18 protein-coding genes are annotated in these 25,093 nt (G+C 49.8%); 12 read left to right on the forward strand and 6 right to left on the reverse strand.

What is annotated here, in order from left to right; all coding sequences use genetic code 11:
* Positions 1–350 precede the first annotated feature (350 nt).
* Positions 351–911, forward strand: coding sequence for a hypothetical protein (locus Q0796_RS12710; RefSeq protein WP_298443825.1), 561 nt, complete (start codon positions 351–353; stop codon positions 909–911).
* Between the two features lie 53 nt (positions 912–964).
* Here Q0796_RS12710 and Q0796_RS12715 read toward each other — a convergent pair whose 3' ends face one another.
* Genes Q0796_RS12715 through Q0796_RS12725 form a run of 3 tightly spaced genes read right to left on the reverse strand, consistent with a single transcriptional unit; the run spans position 965 to position 4,339 of the window.
* Complete coding sequence (locus tag Q0796_RS12715) at positions 965–1,702, reverse strand: fumarate reductase iron-sulfur subunit (protein ID WP_298443827.1); 738 nt, start codon at positions 1,700–1,702, stop codon at positions 965–967.
* Positions 1,699–3,654 (reverse strand): fumarate reductase flavoprotein subunit, encoded by a 1,956-nt coding sequence (locus tag Q0796_RS12720; protein ID WP_298443828.1) that lies wholly within the window; start codon positions 3,652–3,654, stop codon positions 1,699–1,701. The genes Q0796_RS12715 and Q0796_RS12720 overlap by 4 nt, the downstream gene beginning before the upstream one ends.
* 13 nt (positions 3,655–3,667) lie before the next feature.
* On the reverse strand, positions 3,668–4,339 hold the full coding sequence (locus Q0796_RS12725) for a succinate dehydrogenase/fumarate reductase cytochrome b subunit (RefSeq protein ID WP_298443860.1): 672 nt from the start codon (positions 4,337–4,339) through the stop codon (positions 3,668–3,670).
* Between the two features lie 249 nt (positions 4,340–4,588).
* Here Q0796_RS12725 and prmA point away from each other — a divergent pair, with 249 nt between their 5' ends.
* The 11 genes from prmA to Q0796_RS12780 all read left to right on the forward strand — a co-directional run bounded on the left by prmA (position 4,589) and on the right by Q0796_RS12780 (position 19,152).
* Positions 4,589–5,470: a 50S ribosomal protein L11 methyltransferase gene (gene prmA / locus Q0796_RS12730; RefSeq protein ID WP_298443863.1), complete on the forward strand. Its 882-nt coding sequence runs from the start codon at positions 4,589–4,591 to the stop codon at positions 5,468–5,470.
* A 216-nt stretch (positions 5,471–5,686) separates the two neighbouring features.
* Positions 5,687–6,652, forward strand: a complete 966-nt coding sequence (gene dusB / locus Q0796_RS12735; protein ID WP_298443866.1) for a tRNA dihydrouridine synthase DusB — start codon at positions 5,687–5,689, stop codon at positions 6,650–6,652.
* A 19-nt stretch (positions 6,653–6,671) separates the two neighbouring features.
* Positions 6,672–6,980 (forward strand): DNA-binding transcriptional regulator Fis, encoded by a 309-nt coding sequence (fis, locus tag Q0796_RS12740; RefSeq protein ID WP_013343972.1) that lies wholly within the window; start codon positions 6,672–6,674, stop codon positions 6,978–6,980.
* Positions 6,981–8,023: 1,043 nt separating this feature from the next.
* Positions 8,024–8,590 (forward strand): restriction endonuclease subunit S, encoded by a 567-nt coding sequence (locus tag Q0796_RS12745; RefSeq protein ID WP_298443874.1) that lies wholly within the window; start codon positions 8,024–8,026, stop codon positions 8,588–8,590.
* A 28-nt stretch (positions 8,591–8,618) separates the two neighbouring features.
* Positions 8,619–10,145, forward strand: coding sequence for a type I restriction-modification system subunit M (locus Q0796_RS12750; RefSeq protein WP_298443875.1), 1,527 nt, complete (start codon positions 8,619–8,621; stop codon positions 10,143–10,145).
* Complete coding sequence (locus Q0796_RS12755) at positions 10,135–11,313, forward strand: restriction endonuclease subunit S (protein WP_298443877.1); 1,179 nt, start codon at positions 10,135–10,137, stop codon at positions 11,311–11,313. The genes Q0796_RS12750 and Q0796_RS12755 overlap by 11 nt, the downstream gene beginning before the upstream one ends.
* Before the next feature lie 11 nt (positions 11,314–11,324).
* The gene (locus Q0796_RS12760; protein ID WP_298443878.1) at positions 11,325–12,719 is read left to right on the forward strand and encodes a KAP family NTPase; all 1,395 of its coding nucleotides are present in this window, start codon (positions 11,325–11,327) and stop codon (positions 12,717–12,719) included.
* 10 nt (positions 12,720–12,729) lie between these two features.
* Positions 12,730–13,770 (forward strand): RhuM family protein, encoded by a 1,041-nt coding sequence (gene rhuM / locus Q0796_RS12765; protein WP_298443879.1) that lies wholly within the window; start codon positions 12,730–12,732, stop codon positions 13,768–13,770.
* Positions 13,771–14,008: 238 nt separating this feature from the next.
* A complete protein-coding gene (locus Q0796_RS12770; protein ID WP_298443880.1) occupies positions 14,009–15,103 on the forward strand; it encodes a PD-(D/E)XK nuclease family protein in 1,095 nt (364 codons plus the stop codon).
* A gap of 7 nt (positions 15,104–15,110) precedes the next feature.
* Positions 15,111–18,371 carry an HsdR family type I site-specific deoxyribonuclease gene (locus Q0796_RS12775; protein ID WP_298443882.1) on the forward strand — a complete coding sequence of 1,087 codons (3,261 nt, stop codon included), beginning with the start codon at positions 15,111–15,113 and terminating at the stop codon, positions 18,369–18,371.
* A 4-nt stretch (positions 18,372–18,375) separates the two neighbouring features.
* On the forward strand, positions 18,376–19,152 hold the full coding sequence (locus Q0796_RS12780) for a SprT family zinc-dependent metalloprotease (protein ID WP_298443884.1): 777 nt from the start codon (positions 18,376–18,378) through the stop codon (positions 19,150–19,152).
* A gap of 173 nt (positions 19,153–19,325) precedes the next feature.
* Here Q0796_RS12780 and Q0796_RS12785 read toward each other — a convergent pair whose 3' ends face one another.
* The 3 genes from Q0796_RS12785 to Q0796_RS12795 form a co-directional block, all read right to left on the reverse strand.
* On the reverse strand, positions 19,326–19,628 hold the full coding sequence (locus Q0796_RS12785; protein WP_298443886.1) for an AlpA family phage regulatory protein: 303 nt from the start codon (positions 19,626–19,628) through the stop codon (positions 19,326–19,328).
* Between the two features lie 252 nt (positions 19,629–19,880).
* A complete protein-coding gene (locus Q0796_RS12790) occupies positions 19,881–21,590 on the reverse strand; it encodes a LeoA/HP0731 family dynamin-like GTPase (protein ID WP_298443888.1) in 1,710 nt (569 codons plus the stop codon).
* Position 21,591: 1 nt separating this feature from the next.
* Entirely contained in the window at positions 21,592–23,802 is a 2,211-nt protein-coding gene (locus Q0796_RS12795; protein WP_298443890.1) for a hypothetical protein, read from the reverse strand.
* Positions 23,803–25,093: the final 1,291 nt, after the last annotated feature.

Raw genomic sequence — 25,093 nt, forward strand, 5'->3', positions numbered from 1 at the left:
AGTGTTGCTGGGTTGAGCACTGTACACAATCAGTACAGGCGCAAAGGGTTAGCTGGATCACTGTCGCGATTTAACGCAGTGCCACTTTGCTGTGACTCCAACAAGAATGCCGCTATTTTCTGCCGCACTTCACGCTGGTCGAACAGCCACTCACCGGCAGCAAAAAGAAGGTTTACTGGCTTTACTCAGCGCCATTCGCCACGGTTCTTGGTAAGCACAGCACGGCGCACCAACCGTGACAGCAATCACAAATTTGGCGAGTACCTTGAAGCGGGATATAGTCAAACCACAGCAAAAGAGGGATTAAGCAACGCAATAGGATGGGATCGCAACGGCGATAAGGGGGCAACATGAGCACACGGTTATGGCTAAGCGCGGCCATTTTTGCCATCAGCTTAAGTGGGTGTTACAGCATCCTTGGCACCGTGCCGGTCGCTCCAGATCCGGAGCCGAAGGCTAGCGCCAGCCGCACCGAGGACAGCAACCGCATCTATCGCAGCGACTTCTACCGCAACATTGCCCTGCTGCCAATCCAGCCACCGCAAACCACCCGCCTGAACGGCGATAAGCTGATTGGCGCCGATCGGTGGTTAGCCGATGGCCCCGGTGCCTTTGAGGTAAGCCAACAACTGCAGCGCAGCTTGCACCAGCAGCAGCGGTTGAATCGCGATGGTCGTTACCAGTTGCAGGTTACCTTGCAGCAGCAACAGCAGGCACCACTGAGCGCCACCACCGCCACCTTACTGCACTACACCCTAACGGATTCTCATACTGGCGCGGTGTTGCTGGATCAAACCATCATGGGGTTGGGCATCGATCTCAGCACCGGCGCTGCGTTTCGCCGCAACGCCAGCGCGATCCTGTCGATCCGCGACAGCATTGATCGCTTCAATCGCGTGTTGCAGGGCTGAGCCTCGGCTCATGCCGCTTGCGGCCTGTTCGTGGCGATCGGCAAGCGAATCGGCTAGATGATCCGATCCGGGTTCAGCGCCAATTTGCGACGCAGGTAGCTGATCTGCATCTGCAGATTCAGCCCCTTCGGGCAGGAGTCGACACAACCTAGCAGGGTCATGCAGCCAAACACCCCATCCGCAGTGCCCAGCACATGGTAGAAATCATCGGGGCCACGCTTATCGCGCACATCCAGCGCAAAGCGGGCGATCTTGTTCATCCCCACTGCCCCGATAAAGCTGTCGCGCATCTGCGCCGCTGCACAGGCAGACACGCAGCAGCCGCATTCGACACAGCGTTCGGCTTCGTAAACCATCTCGGCGGCGTTTGGCTCCATGGTGGCTTCCACCGCATCAAAGCTGCGCTCTTCGCCATTTGGCACCAACCAGCCTTGCAAGCGTTCGCTCAGCGAGCGCATAAATTTGCCGGTATTCACCGACAGATCGCCAATCAATTCAAAGCCCGGCAACGGCATCAAGGTGATGGTGCTGGAATCAAACTGGCTGGTTAGGGTTTTGCAGGCCAACGTTGGCATGCCGTTGATCACCATGGCGCAGCTGCCGCAGATCCCCGCGCGGCAAACAAAATCAAACTGCAACGAACGATCTTGCTCTTGCCGCAGTTGCTGCAGTGCAATAAACACCGTCATCCCTGCGGTTTCAGTCAGCTCGAACGTTTGCATGCGAGCGCTGCTGTTGGCGTGCTGCGGATCGCAGCGGAAAATGTTGAAGGTTAATGTGCGGCCGGTCATTTGCCCGCTCCTTTGCGTTGGTTGGGCTGGCTTAACAGCGCAGGCAGGCTAAACGGCATCAACGCGTGCTGGCGTTGCTCGGGGGTGGCGTTGGGGTGTTGCTGCTGCCACTGCTCTATGGCGGCTAAGCGCACCGCGCTGTCGGGGTGAGGGATGCTGTGATCCTCTCCGTAGCCACGGAAGCCCGGCGGCAGCTCCATGGCATGCACATCCATCGGTTCGTAGCTTAATTGCGGCGCCCCATCGCGCCAATGCACCAAGCTGCGCTTCAACCAGATGGCGTCGTTGCGCTGAGGGTAGTCTTCGCGCGCGTGAGCGCCACGGGACTCAGTACGCGCCAAAGCGGCCGTTGCCACCGCCAACGCCAGCTTTAGCATCTTCCGCAGCCGCAGCGCTTCCACCAGCTCTGGGTTGCTGTGACGTTGCCGGTGTTGCAACTGCAGCGATTGCGCTTGTTGTTGCAGCTCGGTCAGCTCGGTTACCGCTTGGCTGAGCTCGTCACCACGGCGGAAGATCCCCACCTTGGCCATCATGATCTGCTCCATCTGCGCTCGCAGGGCATAGGGATCGTGGCCTTGCGTTGCCTGCAGCAACTCGTCGATTTCCGTGGCGATTGCCTGTGCAAAAGGCGCCGCCACGGTGGGATCCGGTGCCGCCGCGCTGGCGCTGGTGGTGGCCACGTATTCGCCAACAATCATCCCCGCAACCACGGTTTCTGCCAGCGAGTTACCGCCTAAACGGTTAAAGCCGTGCAGATCCCAACAGGCCGCTTCGCCCACCGCAAACAACCCCGCCAGGCCGTAGGCTTCGCCGCGTTCATTGGTGCGAATGCCCCCCATCGAGTAGTGCTGGGTTGGCCGTACCGGGATCCACTCTTTGGCCGGATCGATCCCCAAAAAGTTCTGACAGATCTCTTTCACTTCGCGCAGGTTTTTATCAATGTGTGCCGCCCCAAGCTGGGTGATGTCCAGCCACAGGTGCTCACCGTAAGGGCTTGCGACCCCTTTGCCACGGCGCATGTGCTCGGTCATCCGCCGTGCCACCACATCGCGCGAGGCCAACTCTTTTTTGTCGGGTTCGTAATCCACCATAAAGCGGTGGCCATCCACATCGCGCAGCACCCCCCCATCGCCACGGCAGCCTTCAGTAACGAGGATCCCCGCTGGCACGATGGCCGTGGGGTGAAACTGCACCGCTTCGGGGTTGCCCACCGGCACCAAGCCAGTCTCTAACGCCATGCTGGTGCCGGTGCCTTCGCAGATCAATGCGTTGGTGGATGCCGCCCATAAACGGCCATAGCCGCCGCTGCAGATGGTGGTGGTTTTGGCCAGGTAGGTGATCAACTCGCCGCTGATCAGATCCCGCACAATGGCGCCATGGCAACGCTCGCCATCGTGGATCAATTGCAGTGCTTCCACCCGTTCATGCACGTCGATGCCTGCGGCGATCGCTTTGTTGTCCATGCTGTACAGCAGCGAATGGCCAGTGCCATCGGCGGTGTAGCAGGTGCGCCAGTGCTTGGTGCCGCCAAAATCACGGGCATGAATCAAACCGTGGCTTTTGGCCGACTCTTTAATGGTGGTGATCTTGCCGTTGATCACCGCGGCGCGTGGCCCCGCCTGAATGCGGCTCCAAGGCACGCCCCACTCCGCCGCTTGCCGTACCGCCTTGGGCGCCACATGGGCAAACATGCGCGCCACGGTTTGATCGCAGCCCCAATCGGATCCTTTTACGGTATCAATAAAGTGGGCGGTTTCATCGTCGCCTTGGCTTTTGGCGCTGTTGCCCAAACTGGCCTGCATGCCGCCCTGAGCCGCGGCCGAGTGAGAACGCTTGGCGGGCACCAGCGACAATACGGTGGCTTGCTGCCCCTGCTGTTGGCAGGCCAGCGCAATACGCAATCCCGCTAAGCCGGCGCCGATGATCAGCGCATCGGTGGTGATGGTTTTCATCAGTCGACTCCGTTTAAGCCAGCAGGCCGTGAACAACGTGCATCGCAATGCTCGCCGCCCCCAGCACAATCAGGTAGATGGTGATGCCGCGCATCAATTTGCGGCCAATAAAGCGCGGTTCCGAGATGGGGCACCACTTCAGCCATAAGCGGGTGATCCCCGCAGTGGCGTGCAGCACCGACAGCGGCAACATTAAGCCGTACAGCAACCAGCCCCCTTGAAACACAATTCGGTAGGCCGAGGCATCAGCGCCGATCTGCTCTGGGATCAGCATCATGGTCAGCAGGTGGATCGGCACCAATAACAGCAGCGCTAAGCCACTGCCCAGCTGCCACAACCACAGCCGAGTGCCGCCATGATGAATCACTTTAAGGTGCTGCCGTAGCTGCCGATATTGCGCCAGTTTTTGCGGCACCTTGCGCGCCACCGCATAGATATGAACCAGCAAAATCAACAACATAAGCGAAGCGGCGATAACCACTAACGCACTGAAGCCGTGGCCAGCGGGATCCGCCCATTTGGCGTGCAGAAAGTCTGCCATGGCATCAAACGCACCGGGGCCAAACAACACGCTGGCTTCCAGATGCAGGTGCACCAACAAAAACAGGGTAAGAATGGCACCACTGATCCCTTGTAGGATCTCCATTCTAGGCAAGCGACGATCCAGCGGAGCAGGCTGCGGCATTCGATAGCAATCCTAAATAAAGTAAGCCAATTGAACTGAGGTTGTGGTCAAGGCCACTAAACGAGTCCAACTCGATGGAAGTTTACGCAGCAATGGCATCGGTAAACATGACCGTGATCATGCTGGCAAAACTCAATCTAGCCCCTGTTCTTCACCTCGTGACCACAATCACGCCGAAAAAGCCGCTGCCTAGATCGTCGTTTGCGTTTACAATTCGCCAATTGCCCTCATCAATCGACAGAGTTATTCATGGCTTGGATCCAAATTCGCTTAAACGCCACCTCTGAAACCGCCGAGATCATCGGCGATCACTTAGTGGAAACCGGTGCCGTTTCGGTCACCTTCCTTGATTCACAAGACACCCCAGTGTTTGAACCGGCACCGGGCGAAACCCGCCTGTGGGGCGACACTGACGTGGTTGGCCTGTACGACGCCATTACCGACATGGCGCCGGTTATCGAGCAGCTGAAGCAGGTACCAGAGCTGGCAACCCAGATGGTCTACAAAGTCGAAGCGCTGGAAGACAAGGATTGGGAACGCGAGTGGATGGACAACTTCCACCCCATGAAGTTTGGTAACCGCCTGTGGATCTGCCCAAGCTGGCGCCAAGCCCCAGAGCCGAACGCCGTTAACGTGTTGCTGGATCCAGGCTTGGCCTTTGGTACCGGCACGCACCCCACCACCGCCTTGTGCCTAACTTGGCTGGATGGGCAAGATCTGTCCGACAAACAGGTGATCGACTTTGGTTGTGGCTCTGGCATCTTGGCCATCGCCGCCATCAAGCTGGGCGCCAAAGAGGTGATCGGCCTTGATATCGATCCGCAAGCACTGACCGCCTCGGCCGATAACGCCGAACGCAACGGCATTAAAGACAAGCTGACGGTTTACCTGCCAAAAGATCAGCCTAAAGACCTGCAAGTGGATGCCGTAGTGGCCAACATCTTAGCGGGGCCGCTGCGTGAACTGGCTCCGGTGATTGCCGCACTGGTAAAAACCGGTGGCCAACTGGCGCTGTCTGGGTTACTGCAAGAGCAAGCCGATGAACTGCGCGCGATCTACAGCCAATGGTTTGATCTGAATCCAACCGCAATCGAAGGCGATTGGTGTCGATTAGATGGCACAAAACGCTAAATCTTACTGATCCTGCTAAAGCGGGCAAAATTTAGCCAACCCAAGCAAAACCACGGAAGTGAGTAACCGCTAACGTGGTTTTGCTTAGCCGCTCTAGATCCCCACTTTGAAAGTCAAGCGAATTAATTTGCGCTGCGTACATTTTCTGACCTTCCCACCACCGCCAAAAAAGAGTAATATTCGCTCCCTCGTTTCGGAGCGGGTTAAAAAGTGACTATGAAAATTGGACCCTATCAACTGCAGAATCAGCTGATCGTGGCACCGATGGCCGGCGTTACTGACTTACCTTTTCGTCAGTTATGTCGCCGTTTAGGTGCCGGACTGGCCGTGAGTGAGATGCTGTCCTCCAATCCTGAGGTTTGGAAGACAGAGAAATCGATGTCACGTATGGACCACACTAACGAAAGTGGGATCCGATCCGTGCAAATCGCTGGTTGCGAACCCGAGTTGATGGCTCAGGCCGCCCGTTTCAATGTGGAACGTGGCGCTCAGATCATCGACATCAATATGGGTTGCCCAGCAAAAAAAGTTAATAAGAAGCTGGCAGGTTCCGCCCTGCTACGCCACCCGGAGCTTGTGGCCGACATCTGTGCCGCTGTGGTTAACGCCGTAGCAGTGCCGGTAACGCTGAAGATCCGAACCGGTTGGGATCCGGAAAACCGCAATGGCGTTGATATCGCTCGTATTGCAGAGCAAAGCGGCATCGCTGCGCTTGCCGTGCATGGTCGAACACGACAATGCATGTACAAAGGCGAAGCCGAGTACGACACCATTGCGGCAATAAAACATGCCGTCTCACTGCCGGTGGTTGCCAATGGCGACATCGACAGCCCAGAGAAGGCACGCCAAGTATTGGACAAGACTGGCGTGGATGGCCTGATGATAGGCCGTCCGGCGCAGGGTCGACCGTGGATATTCCGCGAAATTGCCCATTATTTGGACACCGGAGAACACTTGCCAGAACCGTCGTTAGACGAGCGCTGGCAACTGATGCAGGAACACTTGCAACAGTTACACGAGTTCTACGGCGATGAACGCGGCATGCGTATCGCCCGCAAACACGTGGGCTGGTATCTCGATAACCAGCAACAACCGGATTTACGTCGTCAGTTCAATCAATTGGATTCGGCGATGGCGCAGCGAGAGGCTCTCGCCCGCTTTTTTGAAGTAAACATTAGTTAAGAGACAGAGCAAAGACAGTATGTTTGATCAGCAGAACTCCTTTTCTGAAGCACACCAACTGACCGTTGGCCAAATCGAGACCCCTAACGGCACTGTAAAGCCACAGCTGCTGCGTGATAGCGTAAAGCGCGCTGTAAGCAACTACTTTGCCCAATTGGATGGCCAAGAAGCCTCTGAAGTTTACGAAATGGTACTGTGCGAAGTTGAACAGCCTTTGCTGGACATCGTGATGCAGTACACCCGCGGTAACCAAACCCGCGCAGCCAACATCTTGGGCATCAACCGCGGCACGCTGCGTAAGAAGCTGAAGAAATACGGCATGAACTAACCCCAAAGGGGGTAAGTTTTTGATTTAATGGCGGTTTTCCTACCATGGGAAAGCCGCTTTTTTTATATGAACCCAGAAAAACACCCAACCTATTAAAACCCCGAAAATGCCAACTGGCGTCGTCCGGTTTACAAAAGATCGGCGTAAGATCCTGTTGATGATGAACACTCCCTCGATAATAAGAGCCCAAACCTACAGCACGCAAGCACGCCCTCACCATTAAGCAATCACACCGCCCTTAGAGTCGCTAACTTCCATTGACGGAGATTGAAGCCCCCCTCCCCCTTCAATCATTGAACCTCGCCTAAAGCAATGATTGGCTCGACGCGCCTTGGAATGCACTCCTAGCCACAATCCGACTGCAGCTCGCTGATCCCTATTTTGTCGGCACTGGCGATCGACCGAAATCATCCAATCATTCAGGCATCGCTTTTAGCCGACCTGGCCGTTACTCGACACCAGACCTCGGACAATGCCGATACCGTTACTAGACACCGTTACTCGGACTATGCCCATTCCGTTCTAGACAGCGTTACTCGGACTATGCCCATACCATTACTAGACAGCGTTACTCGGACTATGCCGATACCGTTACTAGACACCGTTACTCAGACAATGCTCGTATTCCGAGTAACGGGGGGAGGAACTATAAATAACTAGGCTGAGTTTGAAGGGGGAGAAACGCGATCTCATAAAGTTCGCTGGGCACCGTTTTTTTGTGCCATTGGCGGTTCTGAATTTCCAACTTTTCTGCCCTAAATTTGCCACATCATCACCACCAGTACATCACCGTTACTCGGCAGCCTTCGCGGCAATCGGCGACGGCCATTCCCCCAGCAACAATCACCACTGGGCATCGCTGCTAAAAGTCGCGGTTTGTCGCTGAGCGGCCGCCACCAAAGTTGACGTTGGATCCGACCGATGTGATATGCATTTTTTTGATGATGCACAAAAAATCAAAACATATTGGCTAATTCACATTGACGTTCAGCCGCCAAACCCTCATTATTTTCTGCATCATTTTAAATGAAGCAATTTGACCAATGACCTTAGATCAAGTCGCTAACGTGAGAGCCGGACATGGATTTCGTGGGGCAATAGCCCCTGCGGAAGATGGCAATGGCTTGGTGATCCAGCCGCGGGATCAATCTGCCGATGGCCGCATCAACTGGGCCAACCTAATAAAAGCCCAAGTAACAGGGCGTAAACCACCAGAATGGCTTAAAGATGGCGACATCCTCTTTCTGGCTCGGGGTGGTAACAACGTGGCATCGCTGCTAGCTGGGGTAAGCCAGCCGGTGGTGTGTTCACCCTATTTCTATGTGATTGAAGTAAAAGATAACAGCGTTATCTTGCCAAGCTTTCTAGCATGGCAACTTAACCAAGCGGCAGCACAGCGTTACTTCCAAATGTCGGGGGAAGGCTCTGTGCAACTAAGCATTCGCCGTACCATTTTGGAAAACACGCCCATAGCATTGCCGCCACTTAGCCAGCAACAACAGATCATGCAGTTGGTGCAGTGTGCCGAACAAGAGCAACAAGCCTTTCAACGACTTATCGAGCTACGGCAGCAAGAGATCAACGCCGTCACTCAAAACTTATTTAACTAACTGAATAACAAGACAATTGGAAAAATTGATGTCGACCATTAACCAAGATCAGATCAACAAAACCGTATGGGGCGCCTGTGACACCTTCCGTGGCACCGTAGATCCATCCATCTACAAAGACTTTATCCTGACCATGCTGTTTTTGAAGTACATCTCGGATGTGCATCAAGACCAATACGACCAGCTAAAGGCGGAATACGGCGACGAACCAGAGCTGATCGCCGAACTGATGGCGACCCAATCATTCAAAGTACCTGCTGGCTCAACCTTCTGGGATCTGTATGAATCTCGCCACGAAGCCGGTAACGGCACCCGCATCGATTTGGCGCTACACGCCATTGAAGAAGCCAACGGCAGCAAGCTAAAGAACGTGTTCCAAGACATCAGCTTTAACACCGATAAGCTGGGCGACGAAAAGCAAAAGAACGACATCCTGCGTCACCTGCTGGAAGACTTTGGCAAGGCCGAACTGAACCTGCGCCCAAGCCGCGTTGGTTCGCTGGATGTGATTGGCAACGCCTACGAATACCTGATTAAGCACTTTGCCGCTGGCAGCGGGAAATCGGCTGGCGAGTTCTACACCCCAGCTGAGGTATCCGACCTACTGGCAATCCTGCTGGCACCAAAGCCGGGCGACCAGATCTGCGACCCGGCCTGTGGCTCGGGATCGCTGCTGATGAAGTGTGGCAAGCAGGTACAAAAGAACCACAACGGCTCTAAGCAGTACGCCCTGTTTGGTCAAGAGGCCATTGGCTCTACCTGGTCACTGGCGAAGATGAACATGTTCCTGCACGGCGAAGACAACCACCGCATCGAATGGGGCGATACCATTCGCAACCCTAAGCTGCAGGACAAAAGCGGCGGCCTGCTGCACTTTGATGTGGTAACCGCCAACCCACCGTTCTCGCTGGATAAGTGGGGGCACGAAGACGCCGCCGACGATAAGTTTGGTCGCTTCCGCCGTGGGGTACCGCCAAAGACCAAGGGCGACTACGCCTTTATCTCCCACATGATTGAAACCCTAAAGCCAGCCTCAAACGGTAAAAGCGGGGGCCGCATGGGCGTGGTAGTGCCCCACGGCGTGCTGTTCCGCGCTTCCAGCGAGGGCAAGATCCGTAAACAACTGATCGACGAAAACCTGTTAGACGCAGTGATCGGTCTGCCAGAAAAGCTGTTCTTCGGTACCGGCATCCCAGCGGCAATCTTGATCTTCCGTAAGGACAAAGTCGACGACAAGGTGCTGTTTATCGACGCCAGCCGCGAGTTCAAGTCTGGTAAGAACCAGAACCAGCTAACCCCAGAGAACATCGACAAGATCGTTAAAACCTACAAAGACGGCGACAGCGTGGATAAGTACGCCTACCTTGCTTCGCTAGAAGAGATCGCCGAAAACGATTACAACCTCAACATCCCGCGCTACGTCGATACCTTTGAAGAAGAGGAAGAGATCGACCTAATGGCAGTACGCACTGAGCGTTTGCAACTGCAACAACAGCTGGGTGAGCTAGAAACCGAGATGGCGGGCTACCTGAAGGAGCTGGGTTATGGTGCCTAATGGTTGGGGGGTAAAATCTTTAAGTGAGATCGCGAAGGAAAAGATCTCGTACGGTATCGTGCAGGCAGGAAAGCACATTGAGGATGGTGTTCCGTATATTAAAAGCTCTGATGTAGGAGGTGTAATTGATATTGCATCGCTACAAAAAACATCACCAGAAATACATCATAAGTATCGCCGTTCTGCGGTACACCCGAATGATATTGTATTTTCTTTACGAGGAAATATTGGCCGAACTAGCATCGTTCCTGAAGCGTTACCCGAAGCTAATTTGACGCAGGGAACTGCAAGGATTTCAGTAAACGCCAATAATGATACGAAGTATGTATATTACACGTTAGCGAGTGCCACTCTTCTTAATCGCATAAACGCATTAAGCAAAGGATCGACCTTTAAAGAAATCTCTCTTGAAGAGCTACGTAAGGTGAAGTTATCCATTCCACCACTCCCAGAACAACGAAAAATCGCTCAAATCCTCGGGGCGTGGGACAAGGCGATTGCCACTACCGAGCAACTGATTGCCACCAGCAAACAGCAGAAAAAGGCCCTGATGCAACAACTGCTCACCGGCAAAAAGCGCCTACTCAACCCCGAAACCTGCCAACCGTTTGAGGGCGAGTGGATGAATGTATCGCTTAAAAATGTCGCGAAGTTACAAGCAGGAAAATTTGTAAAGGCTTCTAATATTTCAGCTACTCAAGTAGGGGGGCGGTTTCCATGTTTTGGAGGTAATGGACTTCGTGGGTTTACTGAATCGTATACTCACGATGGACTTTATTCGCTTATTGGTCGTCAAGGTGCACTTTGCGGGAATATTACTCTGGCTAGCGGAAAGTTCCATGCTACCGAACATGCAGTCGTTGTTAATCCATTATCGGAGATCGAGACTAAGTGGCTTTATTTTAAATTGGTCGATTTGAATTTAAACCAATACGCGACAGGGCAGGCTCAACCAGGTCTTTCTGTAAAAAATATTGAAACAGTCGAACTGAACCTTCCTTCATTTTCAGAGCAACAAAAAATTGCCTCAGTGCTCACCGCTGCCGACAATGAAATCGAAGCGCTAGAAGCCAAGCTTGCCCACTTCAAGCAAGAGAAAAAGGCACTGATGCAGCAACTATTAACCGGCAAGCGCCGCGTCATCGTGGACGATAAGGACGTCGCCTAATGCCAAAGGATATGACCCAGCTGCAATTTAAGGGCGAAAACGGCCGTGATGAGTTCCAGCGTGAGGCTGTAGCAGCGAAGGTAATCTCGCTGCTGACCTCAACCGTTGAGATCTCGCCCATGGTGATAGATGGTGACTGGGGAACCGGTAAAACCGAGTTCTGCCATAAGCTGATCAATAAGTTCAAGGCAGAGCACGACAACTACCAAGTGGTCTATGTGGATGCCTTTCAGGCGGACCACGCAGATGCTCCATTGATGACCATTCTGGCCGAGGTGCTCAAGTTGCTGCCTGAAGGCGAGCAGCGTCAAGGCTTGATTCAAAAAGCACTGCCGGTAGCACGTTATGGCTTGAAGACCCTCCTGAAAGCGGGCGCGGGTCATATCCTGCGACAAGATGCTGATGATGTCGCCGATGGGCTGGAAGAGCAGCTGAAGGATGCGGCCAACAAGGCCATTGATGCTGCTGTGGAAACTGCGCTGAAAGACCATGAGAAAGCGAAAGAGAGCTTGATGGCGCTGCAAACCACGTTGGCAGATATCGCTGCCGACTCTCCCATCGTCTTGTTTGTCGACGAACTGGACCGATGTCGTCCTGATTTTGCCGTGCAGATGTTGGAAGTGATCAAACACACCTTCGATGTGGCAGGTGTTCAGTTTGTCTTTGTCACTAACGCGACTCAACTGAAAGCTGCGATCAATCATAGCTATGGTCAAGGCGTTGATGCCCAAAGATATTTGGATAAGTTCTTAAAGTTCAGCTTCGCGTTGCCGGAAGTGCTGCCGTTACAAGGTCGCGATAAGGTGTTGGCTTCGACTAAACACTTCACCACGTTAATTGGCCAAAGCGAAGTAGTTGACAAATCTGGGCTTAATCAAGAACGAGACGGTGGTTTTAAGTTCGTTAAATCGCTTATTGAGGTAAGTTCTTTATCTTTGCGCGAAACCGAGACATTCGTAAGGCATCTAGAGATCTATCACACCCTAATTGGCAGTTCTAATGGCGTTGAGTCGCAGGTGCATTATCCCTACCGCATGCTTAGGTTGGCTGCGGTTTACCTTCATTGTTTTTATCCAACAGTCGCCAGGGCGGTTTCACGCAAAAACGTTGATGTAAACCAATTTGCGGCATGCTTTGGAATTAACGATGTACGCCAGTTAGTTAATGAAGCACCGCAACAACGTTCGGCCCTGCAAGTTATCGCCATGATGGTCATTTGGGACTGTAATAGAGCATCGTCCTTGTTTGCACAGACTGATGATCAGGAACTCAATCCGTGGGTAAACCGATTCCATGATGATTGGAGCGGTTACCGGGCAACTTACTGGGAAGTTCCAGATGAAGGTGGGTGCGTTGAGATCGTCACTGACGCACTCGGCCACCTTAGTTTTAATGCAAATTTATGATGGAGATACGATGACTAAGCAAATTCCACAAGCTCCATCTGGCGAGTTTGTTCTATTCCAGACTGATGATGGCCACACCCGAGTTGAGTGCCGGTTCGAGGCCGATACGCTTTGGCTTTCTCAGGCTGCAATGGCGGAGTTGTATCAGGTTAGTCCACAAGCTATCACCCAGCATGTGAAAGTGGTTTATGAGGAAGGCGAGCTTGTTCAATCTTTAACTTGTAAGGATTACTTACAAGTTCAAAATGAAGGGCAGCGTCAAGTTCAACGGCAGATCCGCCATTACAGCCTTCCGATTATCTTGGCCGTTGGTTATCGGGTTCGCTCCGTACGAGGTACCCAATTCCGTCAGTGGGCGACCCAGACCTTGCAAGAGTACTTGGTTAAAGGCTTTGTGATGGATGACGAGCGACTGAAGAATCCGCCTGTTGGTCACTCTGCTGTACCGGATTACTTTGATGAGATGCTGGAGCGGATCCGCGATATCCGGGCTAGCGAGCGTCGTGTTTATCTGCGGGTGAAAGAGATCTTCACCATGGCGGCTGACTACGAGCCATCCAATCAGGAAACCACCCGCTTCTTCCAGACTATCCAGAATAAGCTGCACTTTGCCTGCACCCAGATGACGGCAGCCGAACTGATTGCAAATCGGGTCGATGCCAGCAAGCCGGATATGGGGCTGACCAGCTACAAAGGCGATGTTCCTCGCAAGACAGACGTAACGATAGCGAAGAACTACCTAAAAGAAGACGAGATTAAAGAGCTGAATCGTATTGTAAATATGTGGCTCGATTTTGCTGAAGATCAGGCTTTGCGGCGCAAACAAGTCTTTTTGCAGGACTGGAGTGACAAGCTGAATCAGTTCCTTCAGTTCAATGACCGCGAGGTCTTGACTGGCACAGGAACAATCTCTAAGAAGGCCGCGGATGACAAGGCCAAGTTAGAGTTCGAACGTTATGCCAATCAACGCCGTTTGCTTAAAGAGGCTGAAGGAGCAAAGGCTAACATCGCCGATCTGCGTGCATTGCTAAAGGATGGCAAAGGTGATTGAGAACCTCCCGAATTTTAAAGAAGAGCAAGCAGCCAAAGTCCCAGAGCTAACCTTGCTACCCAATCTCAACTTACACCTTTATCCCGCCTGCCGAATGCCTAAAGCAACGTGGCAGCATGGGCAACGTAATGCTAACCGGTGTGCTGCGTCGGGTATGTAAAAGCGATAATGCTGCATAGCACCCTAAGTCCGCTTATTGCGACGGGCATTATTTAATAAGTTCGAGATGGATAAACCAGTGTTAGCGAAATACACCCAGTTGCTGCAACTGGCACAGGCGTTGCCGCAGGCAACACCAACAGAGACCAGCATCTTTGCCATTGGTAGCAAAGGTTACTTTGAAAACCCCACCACCGATATCTTGGCATTTTTCTGTAACGATAATGCCGAGCACGGCTTAGGTTCGTTGCTGGTTCGCGCCCTGCTTAGCTGTTTAGCCGAGTGCCCTAAAGGCATCGACCACACGCTGTCTGCCACACCTGAGCGCGAGGTGGCAACGAAATCTGGCAAGCGCATTGATTTGCTGTTGGAAAGCGACCAGTGGGCGCTGGTGCTAGAGAACAAGATCCACCACCAGCAAAACAACCCCTTTGATGCTTATGAAGATTTTGTGCACCGTGAATACCCCCAGCGGTTTAAACACAAGCAGCCGCTGTTTGTGGTGTTATCCCCAACCGGCGAGGTGCCAGCAGCTCACCCCAATTGGCAAGGGATCAGCTACCCCGATCTGGTTCAAGCCATCAAACAGGGTTTAGCGGAACACTTTATTGATCAGCCCTTAAACAAGTGGGTGATCTTGCTGCGTGAATTTATTTTACATCTGGAGGGGCTAATGGCCGCACCAGCAACACCACAACACACCATCGACTTTGTCTTAGACAACCTTGCTGCCATTCAAGAGCTACAGATCGTAAAGAAGAAGGCGATTAACGACTACCAACTGCGCTTACAGCAACAGCTACAAAACCATTTTAAGCAGCCCGTAACGATCCACCTACACCATTGGGATCAATATCCGGCGCTGCGTTTTGCGCTAACTCGCTGGGAAGATTCAGGATCCGATGTGGTGTTGTATCTAGATGGCAATGAAGAAGACAAGACCAACCTCAGGTGCTACGCCCAGCTAACTAAACCAGCGCAGTTTAAGGTGGCGGATGAATATCTGGCTCATGATTGCCATGGCTCACCTTGGCTGGAAAGCCAAGACAACTACCGCGGCTATAGCTACGTTAAAAAGCTGGCAACTCAGGATGATGTGGTTGCCCTGCTGATCGCAAAAATCACCGCACTAAACGAATTTGAACAACACGCTCGTCCAGGACTGAAAGGCTAAAGCAGTGATGACACAACTCCCTAACTTTCGTGAAGAACAAGCAGCCAAGATCCCAGCGCTGACTTTACTTTCAAACCTCGGCTACACCTTTATTCCCCCTGCCGAGTGCCTAAAGCAACGCGGCCGCATGGGCAATGTGGTACTGACCGATGTACTGCGTAAGGTGTTAAAGGCCAAGCGCTATGGGCATTTGGGACAGCAGCGCGCCCTATCCAATGCGGCTATCGATAAGGTCGTTCATCAGCTGGCCAATCCGGCGATGAACGAAGGGCTAAAGCAGGCTAACGAGAAACTGTATAACAGCCTGACCTACGGCATTGGCGTTACCGAATTTGTTGATGGCAAAAAGGTTAACCCAACCATCCAAGTGATCGATTGGGAAAACCCAGATAACAACGAGTACCACTTTACCGAAGAATTCGAAGTGGAGAACTCGCAGGGCACCGGCAAGCGCATTCCCGATATTGTCTGCTTTGTAAATGGTTTGCCGTGGGTGGTCATCGAGGCCAAACGGCCAAACTCTAGTCAGAACGGCAAACCTACCGTCGCCGAAGGGATTTCGCAGAATATCCGCAATCAGAAGCATGATGAGATCCCCCACCTATTCGCCTACAGCCAGTTGTTGCTGTCGATCAATGGCCATGACGGCCTTTACGGTACCTGTGGAACCCCAGAAAAGTTTTGGGCCAAGTGGAAAGAGGAGCAGATCGAAGATGTGACTATGTCACACCTTAAGAATGCGCCACTGCCTGCGGCGACCTTAGATAAGCTGTTTGCCCACCGCCCTGCCAAGACCAGAGATGAGTTTCAGAGCTTAATCGCCGCGGGCGAATTGGCGATCACCAACCAAGACCGCTTACTGGTGTCGTTGCTGCGCCCTGATCGCCTGTTAGAGATGGCTCGCCTTTACACGCTGTTTGATAACAAGGCCGGTAGGATTGTGGCTCGTTATCAGCAGGTGTTTGGCATCAAGGCCCTGATCGAGCGCGTCACCTCCTTTGACGACAAAGGCGCACGCAATGGTGGGGTCATTTGGCATACCACCGGTTCGGGTAAATCGTTCACAATGGTCTTTCTGTCCAAGGCGCTTATCTGGTTTAAAGAGCTGGCCAAGTGTCGAGTTGTAGTGGTTACCGATCGGGTAGATCTTGAGGATCAGTTGGCCCGCACCTTCGCCTCTGGCGGGGCGCTGTCTGATAAAGATAAAAGCTCGGCAATGGCCACCACCGGTAAGCGGTTGGCAGAGCAGATTGGGCAGGGCAACGAACGGATCATTTTTTCGATCATCAACAAGTTTGGTACCGCCATTAAGCTGCCAGAGTGCCATAACGATAGTGCCGACATTATTGTGTTAGTAGATGAAGGCCACCGTAGCCAAAACGGCGAGAATAATATTCGCATGGCGCAGGCCCTGCCGAAAGCAGCTTATATTGGCTTTACCGGCACCCCACTGCTACAAGACGACAAGACCGAAAATAAGTTTGGCAAGATCATCCACTCTTACACCATGCAGCAAGCGGTAGAAGATAAAACCGTTACACCATTGCTGTATGAGGAACGTCGCCCAGATCTAAGCGTTAACGAAGAGGCGATCGACGCTTGGTTTAATCGCATCACCACCGATCTGTCCGAGCAACAGCGTACCGATCTAAAGAAGAAGTTTGCTAAGAAGGGGCAGATCTACCAAGTGGAAGATAGGCTTGAACTGATCGCCCATGACATCTCTGATCACTTTCAAAACTTCAAACACCAAGGCTTAAAGGGACAGTTGGCTTGCGATTCGAAGGCGTCTGCCATTCGCTACAAGCAGATGCTGGATAAGATTGGCAAGGTCACTTCGGTGGTGGCGATGTCGCCGCCAGATACCCGTGAAGGCCACGACCGCGTAGACAGCGAAAGCACCAATATTGTCCAAAACTGGTGGAAAGAGAACGTCGGCAATCAAGATGAGAAGGTGTATACCAAGCAGATTATCGAAGCGTTTGCTCGGGATGATGGCCCTGATCTGATGATTGTGGTGGATAAGCTGCTAACCGGTTTCGACGAGCCGCGTAATACCGTGCTGTACATTGATAAACAACTTAAACAGCACAACTTGATACAGGCGATTGCACGGGTAAACCGCTTACACCAGAACAAGCAGTTTGGTTACTTGATCGATTATCGGGGGATCTTGGCGGAATTGGACGCCTCGATTGCGGATTATCAAGGCTTGGAAGAGCGCATTCGTGGCGGCTTTGATATTGATGATCTACAAGGTCTTTACAGCCGCATGGACACCGAATACAAGAAGCTGCCGGGGCTGTATCGAGATCTGTGGGCGATCTTTGCTGACGTAACCAACAAGCAAGATGGCCCAGCGTTGCGCCAATCGTTAGCGCCAAAGATGGAAACCATCGATGGCCAGGTTACCGATACCAACTTGAAGCACCGTTCTGATTTCTATGATGCGCTGACCGCCTTTGCCAACTGCTTAAAGGTAGCGTTGCAGTCTGCGACCTATTTCGACGACAAGAGCTTTGACGACAAGCGCGATCTCTATAAACGAACCTTAAAGATGATGACCCAGCTGCGTGCCCAGGCGCGTGAAGATGCCGAAGAAACCGTACAGTACGACAAGTACGCTGAAAGCATTAAAGCGATGTTAGACAAGCATATCGCTGGCGTTCAGGTACGAGAATCGGAAGGCGCTTATCTGGTGGGTGCCATGGGGCAACAACCGGCCGATCCCGACAACATGAGCGATGATGAGGCCCGCAACCGTAAGGATGTGATCACTGGTCGAGTAACCAAGATGATCGATCAGGACTTAGCGGATGATCCCTATGCACAGGAGTATTTTTCTAAGCTGCTGAAGCAAGCGATCGAAGAGGCGAAAGGCATGTTTGATGCGCCAGTGAAGCAGTATCTGTTGTTTGCTGACTTTGAGCAGCAAGTGCAACAGCGCAAGGTTGCTGGGATCCCGACCGATCGCTTTAGCGGGTTAGAGCCGCTAACTCGTCGTCATGTTCAAGCCTACTATGGCCTGTTCCTTAAACATCTTGCTGAGGCCGACCACTTAAACGAAGACCATCAATTTGAACTGGCAATGATGATCGATCAAATCGTTAATGATGCGGTCGCTCAGTTCTCTATTTCGCCCAGCGAGATTGAGAACGAGATCCGCCGTCAGCTGCTACCCAAGCTGTTTAAGATTATCGGCATGGACAACACCAAGTTGCTTATTGCAGATGTTATTCAAATCACTCGCATTGGGGCTTCGCAATAACCGCATGGCGTCGATATCTGAACAAGAACGCGCCAAGGAGGAGTACAGCTTTATCTATGGGGATGAAGCTGTGCACTACGAGGTGGTACGTAAGGCTCATCCTTCCGGCAAGAAACGCCGCCTTAGCATTAAGGTTCATCCAAACTGTGACGTGGTCATAACGGCACCAGAGGATGCGGCTAAACAAGCCATTCACGATGCAGTAATGAAGCGCGCTAAATGGATCTATGATGCGTTGAAATCGTTTCGAGACCAACTGGAACACGTTCAAGCCAAACATTACCAAAGCGGCGAGATGCAGTTTTACCTTGGCCGCCGCTACGTGTTGAAGGTGGTAGAGGATAGCGATTCATCACCATCGGTAAAGATGCGGCGCGGCAAACTGCTGGTATCGTTGCCTAGCTTTAAAGTGGATAAGCCAGCGCAGGTAAAAGGCTTAGTGAGCCATTGGTATCGCCAACGTGCCGAGCGGGTATTCCAGCAACGCCTTACTGAGCTGATGCCGCAAGCAACCTGGGTATCAGAACTGCCTAGCTTTCAAGTGCTACCGATGACGAAACAATGGGGTAGTTGCTCTGCCCGTGGCAGCTTGATGCTTAACCCTCACTTGGTGAAAGCGCCAAAGGAGTGTATCGATTACGTATTGCTGCACGAGCTTTGCCATATCGCCGAGCATAACCACAGCGACCGCTTCTGGCGTTTGCTCAGCAGCGTAATGCCCCACTGGCAAGAGGTGAAGAGTCGCCTAGATGGCATGGCCGAGCTGTATTTGAATGAGTAGCTATGCTGGTGCTTAGCGCGGCTAGCAAAGCGGCTCTTGATGTAGTAAATCGCCATCGACCGCTGAGCAAGCTTTGTAGCCACATTGTGCTGACTGAGGTGCGTGACTAAGTCACACACCTCAAACATCTAGCATCATAAGAACGCCCCTGTACCACTGCCTTCGGTAAATCTCTATCGAGCGGTATCGTTCAGCCATTGCTTGATGGTTTTTTCACGCCAGCCCAACGTGCGACCATTAATGCGGATCGGCTCTGGGAACAGCCCTTTATTAACCCAGCGCCACACCGTTCCGTAGTCTCGATTGACCAGTTCGCATACTTCCTTATACGTCCACAGCTTCTCGTTTACATTGCTCATTACTTCACCTTTAGGTTGCCATATAAAGGAAAGTAATGGATTTTCTAAATTTCCCCCGCCGAAGCTGAAAAAATTTTGGGGAGTTGAAACAATGAGCTCTTCTGGCATCAATACCATAGAGCATTGCTAACACCTCCCCTTTGTTTGCTCCCTCGGTTCGAGTGCCTAAGGGGATTCAGTTAATCATTGAGTCCAAACGGCCATTGCCTGCCGTTTTGCCTCGATGCGCTGAGAGCGATTATAGGTAGCTATTCCAGAACCGTGGTGCCGCGATCAAGAACATGCCATTGCTATCGGTAATAGCGCCGATTAAGAAATTGATTGAAATAAACTTTACCAGCACTGTTTTCGTTTAAATCATTAAAAAAGTCATCTTTGGCCAAGCTCCACAAATTCAGATTGAATCTGTTCACCTTGTTCTCGCCATAACTTAATTTTATTGCGTTTTTCCGATAACTCTCTCGTACACTGACATAGCTCATCCATTGACTCCGAAAGTTCTACCTTCTCGGGGAAGAATGTCGTGACAAAATGTTCAACATCAACAAGTGTTAGCAACTCTTTTCTTTGCTGTTCAAAGTTATCAGCCATTTGTTCAACTGCCTTCTCGAACTCCTGCTGCTTTTTATGTTCGCTCCATGTGTTCCAAGCCTCAAACGCCACTCCTAAAAACACCAAGGCGCCATTGATACCTTTAGCCAAATTAACTGCACCCCAAGGCTTAAATTGCAACACCACAGCTAAATCAACACCAACAAATTTACCTGCGCTTACCAAACCATCCCTAGCTGCTAAAACGCTGGCATTATTAACCAATCCACCTTCGACAACAAAATTTAAGCCCTGCTTACCCATTAGCATAACTGCATTGTTGTAATGAGAAATTTCATTGTGAAAGTTAGCTTTAAGCTGACTTAATTCACCAGTGATTGCGTCAATGTGACTTGCGAATTCATTTTGGATGCGGACATTAAGTATTACGCCCTCATTGCCCACTTCACGTTCAAAAAAATCACCAAATGTATTAATGTCGGTGCCTTTCACTTGCAAAATCAAATCACTAAAGTAACTAGCAATAAAATCTTTAAGTCTACGTTGAACTTCTATAATTTGCGAGTTTGAAGCACGAAGCTGATTCTCTAAGTGTTTATTCATATCATGAAGACGCTCTAATTCTTCACCAATACGCTCATCGTTTTGAATTACCACAGGAAGTTGGCGTCCTAATACGTCGCTAATGACACTATTTTGTGCCTCGAGTGCGATAGCCATCTCACCACCATTCACTCGCACTTTATCAGTGGTCGCTTTTTGCAATTTTTCAATATGAGACAACTGTTTAAACTTAATAGGATTATCTAACCAGTAACTCATTCCCATATCGAATGGATTTGCAGAAACTGCAACTACTGAAAGTTGCTGCCGCTCCTTATCTGTGAGTTGGATGGCATCGTTCAAACGCTCAAAAACATTCTGTTCCTTGACTCTTTTATTTTCGCTATAGTCCCACTCATCTTCAATGTCAGCCACCTCATCAAAGCGCCCAAGCACAAATACTGTGCGCGATAGTAAGTTCAAGTCACGGAACAACCAACTTAATTCATCTTGGTGGCTCGCTTTGATCGGATTAGTGGGGTTCATCACGTAGAGTAATAGGTGGGCCTCGCTAACATATTTTTTAGTAATATCTTTATAGGCTTGTATTTGTGCTGAATCAACATCCAGTTTCTCTTTAAAGCCAAACAGTCCTGGGGTATCGATTAACTCACAGCTATCACTGATATCATAAGTTACCACCATATTAGAGGACTCTTGATGGCTGACATTCATAGATGTGATGTCAAACTTTTCCATCCAAGCGGCAGCGATGGATGTTTTTCCTTCAGAAAAACCACCCACTAATGCCATTTTTAACTTTCCGTTATCAACGGTATCTAATGCGGCTTTCAATTTCTTCTTTAGGCTTGCTTCAATCGGTGCTCCTGCATCTTCACCCTGCTGTAAAAATTGGCCAAGTTTATCTAGCAAATCCCTTGCTTGTTGTTTGCTTGATTCAAATTCCTGTAACGTTTGGTTCATTTTAATATTCCAACTCTCTACTTAGTTTGCTTAGTTCGCGCTGAGATAACGAAAGCTTCTTATTTACATCTCTAATATGATCAATCGAAAATGACATAGCTTCACTAATTGTTTGCACATTATTTTCCGCCTCAGAAATAGCCTTGTCTATCATTTGTTCTAATTTGGATTCTATCTTTTTAGTAATCCGTTTTAGGTTTTCATCGGTTGATTTTCGTTGTTGTGATTTTTTGTAATCGCTACTAAAAAAGGAACGCACAGCTTTATATAACTGGAAAACCAAAGTAAGCCCAGATACAGCTACAAACACCCAACCTAAAGGTGTAAAAAACAAAGCTGCTCCCCCTGATAAAATCCCCAAAATACTCCTGACATCAATACCGTTATCAATATCTACTTCTATATTTGTTTCCGTATTCTCTAGCGAGTTATAGCATCCCACCAAATCACTAACTTGAGCTTGAAACCTATCTATCGTTTGTCCAATTTTATTTACAAACTGCCGCAACTCAAAATTCATCACATCTGGGATTTTGTCGATAAGTGCAAGTTGGCTACGTTCTACACTCGCCCTCATTATAGACTTGAACTCATCATTAGAAATATCTTTATCAATCTCAGAATAAGTTTCTTTTCGAACAGAAGTTTCAAATTCACTTAACTCTTGGCGTGCCTGATTTCGCAGTCGTGCACGTAAAGTTGCAACATGGCTTGTCAGCTCCACCTGACTGCTATCCAATTCCAAATTCAAGCTATTTAATAAAGGAGAAAACTGCTTATCTAGTAGTTCTTTGATGCTACCATTAGCCTTGTCGACAACCTCTTTAGCTTTATTTCTATTCGATCGTAATAATTTTTCCTTAAAGGATTCAACCGTGCTCTCACCGAGCATATTAGTCATCACACTAATATTGGACTTTTCTAGAATTTGCTGTGGGGAAAACTTAGACAAAAATTTAATTTTCATCTTATCATCACGAGATTCTGGTAACAGACATGAAGCTACAGCGAGAAATGCAGGGTAGGCGCTGAGTGCTATGTGATTCTGATAGCTATCTCCAAGATACTCTCTCATTGTCGTATCGAGCACTTGTAGACTTTCCTCTTCTCCTTCAGAAATCAAATCTCTATTTTCAATTTGAATCGGGTTTTGTATCCGTTTGTTAAACACAGTCCATACTTCTGACTGAGCCCCCAAATGCTGTTTTATCTTGTCCAATGTACCAGGTTTTTTTCCATCACCTTTTTGCGGCGCTGACGCCTTACTTGTTATGTAAAAAACAGCATGAGCCTTATGAACCGCTTGCCAAATAGCGTCATTAACTTTAGATTCTTTTCCCTCGATTCCAGGAACATCAAGTACATTAAATGTACATCCATCATGCTTAAAAGTGTAAATTTTAGTATCTAAAGTAAAATCGGAACGCCCGTTTCCAATAATAGTGCCATCAGAATATGGCTCAGCATCTTGCACACACTGCATTACTTTCTCGTGATGATGTCGGTGAGCATCAATATCCTGACTAGTAGACTCAATATCACTATTTACTTGATTTATTAGCTGCTCATAGGTGCTCGTTGCTTGTTCCAATTCGGACTTTGACTCTTGATAAACTCTAAATTCTTGTGGTTTCTTAAATAGCCAAATTATACGTCTAAGTAGTGTGCCCGACTGTTTTTTATCTAACCACTTTCGTTTGTTAACTTGTAGTTCAACTTCACCATTTTTTATAGCTTCTTTCTGTTCGCCTTGTAACTCCACAAATTTATTTTTGTGTTGCTGTAGACTAGCTTCCACATTCATGATCTGTTGGCAAATCACTTGGATGCTTTCTCTTGTTATTCCTGAATTATCCTGCCACTGTTTAAAATCTAATTGCTGCTTCTTTTTGCTATCTTCACCAAGCAAAATACGCAGAGTTTCAATAATGGTAGATTTACCTGCGTTGGTTTCACCATATAGAGCAATCGTATATGTGTGCCACTCTGCATTTTGGTCAAGTTGAGCTAACTTGTCATTGATCTGATCATGCAACTTTGACAAAACCTCTCTGCCAAGGTTAGTGATCTGATGAGTGGATGTATCTTGTGAGTCAAGGTTAAGTTTTTCTACTAAATCATTAATTACAGTTTGTAACTGATGATAAATCTTTTGTGGCGAGTCTACTTGGATCATGGTTTTAAAATTAAGCTCAATGACAGTCACACCCATAGAGAATGTGATGGACTGGTTATATTACAGGAAGTAGATAGTTGCGAGCGCGTAATAGAAGTTAATAATTCTTTAAGTTTTATTCTATTGTTTTTTTTTTGCACAGAAAACTAAAAACATAATTTTATTATAAACATTAAGGCTCATCAACATTTAATCCATAATGTTACTCTATGAATTCATGTTGGCGTTATTCCCTAAGCCGTATTAAACCGAACAACGTGACGGATATCTGATCCCAGAACAGAGAATTCAAGGTAACGCATGGGTACATCTAAACGATAAACCTCTAACTAGAAACAGTACAATCAAGCACAGGAAACCGCAGCTCACTGACCTTATTGGTGGATCAAGCGGCAATCAAAGCATGAAACTCCACCGACCATCGCTGCGCTCGTTAGAGTAGTTCCTAAACTCGATTTTCAAACTGATGGACGTCCCACTAACACTCCCTTAATTACAGCTGTATCAGCAAGTGAGCGTTACTAGACACCGTTACTAAGACAATTGAAGTATTCCGAGTAACGGAGAGAGGCCACAAAAAAATGGATGAAGGGTTCGTTCGAAGAGGATCGCGATCTGATGTTTTGAAAAAATTTGTAGTGATGTGAAGAGAAAGGGTAAAGCCCCCCTAAAAACGGGCAAAAAAATACCCGCTCCAAGCCGTCATGATGACCGTTCGGAGGCGCTGAAATCGCCCCGTGGGCAACATAGCGAAATCAGCGTTCAAATTCCTTAATTGACACGAAAATACGCCCGATGCAGTTCATGAACTTTCTGTAATTAAAGGGTTTTTAGGGGTCTGCGTCTAAGATTTTGGTGTTTGGATGGTGCCCAAAACCCCAAAAGGTCAAATCCCCTCCCCAAACGGGCATAAAACACCCGATCCAAGCCGCTATTATGACCGTTCTGAGGCGCTAAAATCGCCCCCGTTCGAGCATGGCGAAATCGGCGTTCAAATTCCTTAATTGACACGAAAATATGCCCGATGCAGTTCATGAACCTTCTGTAATTAAAGGGTTTTTAGGGGGCTGCGTCTAAGATTTTGGTGTTTGGATGGTGCCCAAAACCCAAAAAGGACAAACCCCCTCCCAAAACGGGCATAAAACACCCGATCACAGCCGCTATTATGACCGCTCGGAGGCGCTAAAATCGCCCCGTGGGCAACATGGCGAAATCAGCGTTCAAATTCCTTAATTGACACGAAAATACGACCGATGCAGTTCATGAACTTTCTGTAATTAAAGGGTTTTTAGGGGTCTGCGTCTAAGATTTTGGTGTTTGGATGGTG

This window comes from uncultured Ferrimonas sp. (assembly GCF_947489035.1).
GTDB lineage: Bacteria > Pseudomonadota > Gammaproteobacteria > Enterobacterales > Shewanellaceae > Ferrimonas.

Bases quoted from the DNA above. Each gene is read 5' to 3' on its own strand.
- Q0796_RS12790 (WP_298443888.1), bottom strand. From the start codon at position 21,590: ATGAACCAAACGTTACAGGAATTTGAATCAAGCAAACAACAAGCAAGG.
- Q0796_RS12755 (WP_298443877.1), top strand. From the start codon at position 10,135: ATGGTGCCTAATGGTTGGGGGGTAAAATCTTTAAGTGAGATCGCGAAG.
- Q0796_RS12785 (WP_298443886.1), bottom strand. From the start codon at position 19,628: ATGGTATTGATGCCAGAAGAGCTCATTGTTTCAACTCCCCAAAATTTT.
- Q0796_RS12760 (WP_298443878.1), top strand. From the start codon at position 11,325: ATGACCCAGCTGCAATTTAAGGGCGAAAACGGCCGTGATGAGTTCCAG.
- Q0796_RS12710 (WP_298443825.1), top strand. From the start codon at position 351: ATGAGCACACGGTTATGGCTAAGCGCGGCCATTTTTGCCATCAGCTTA.
- Q0796_RS12780 (WP_298443884.1), top strand. From the start codon at position 18,376: ATGGCGTCGATATCTGAACAAGAACGCGCCAAGGAGGAGTACAGCTTT.
- fis (WP_013343972.1), top strand. From the start codon at position 6,672: ATGTTTGATCAGCAGAACTCCTTTTCTGAAGCACACCAACTGACCGTT.
- dusB (WP_298443866.1), top strand. From the start codon at position 5,687: ATGAAAATTGGACCCTATCAACTGCAGAATCAGCTGATCGTGGCACCG.
- Q0796_RS12715 (WP_298443827.1), bottom strand. From the start codon at position 1,702: ATGACCGGCCGCACATTAACCTTCAACATTTTCCGCTGCGATCCGCAG.
- Q0796_RS12720 (WP_298443828.1), bottom strand. From the start codon at position 3,654: ATGAAAACCATCACCACCGATGCGCTGATCATCGGCGCCGGCTTAGCG.
- Q0796_RS12750 (WP_298443875.1), top strand. From the start codon at position 8,619: ATGTCGACCATTAACCAAGATCAGATCAACAAAACCGTATGGGGCGCC.
- Q0796_RS12795 (WP_298443890.1), bottom strand. From the start codon at position 23,802: ATGGGTGTGACTGTCATTGAGCTTAATTTTAAAACCATGATCCAAGTA.
- rhuM (WP_298443879.1), top strand. From the start codon at position 12,730: ATGACTAAGCAAATTCCACAAGCTCCATCTGGCGAGTTTGTTCTATTC.
- Q0796_RS12725 (WP_298443860.1), bottom strand. From the start codon at position 4,339: ATGCCGCAGCCTGCTCCGCTGGATCGTCGCTTGCCTAGAATGGAGATC.
- prmA (WP_298443863.1), top strand. From the start codon at position 4,589: ATGGCTTGGATCCAAATTCGCTTAAACGCCACCTCTGAAACCGCCGAG.
- Q0796_RS12745 (WP_298443874.1), top strand. From the start codon at position 8,024: ATGACCTTAGATCAAGTCGCTAACGTGAGAGCCGGACATGGATTTCGT.
- Q0796_RS12775 (WP_298443882.1), top strand. From the start codon at position 15,111: ATGACACAACTCCCTAACTTTCGTGAAGAACAAGCAGCCAAGATCCCA.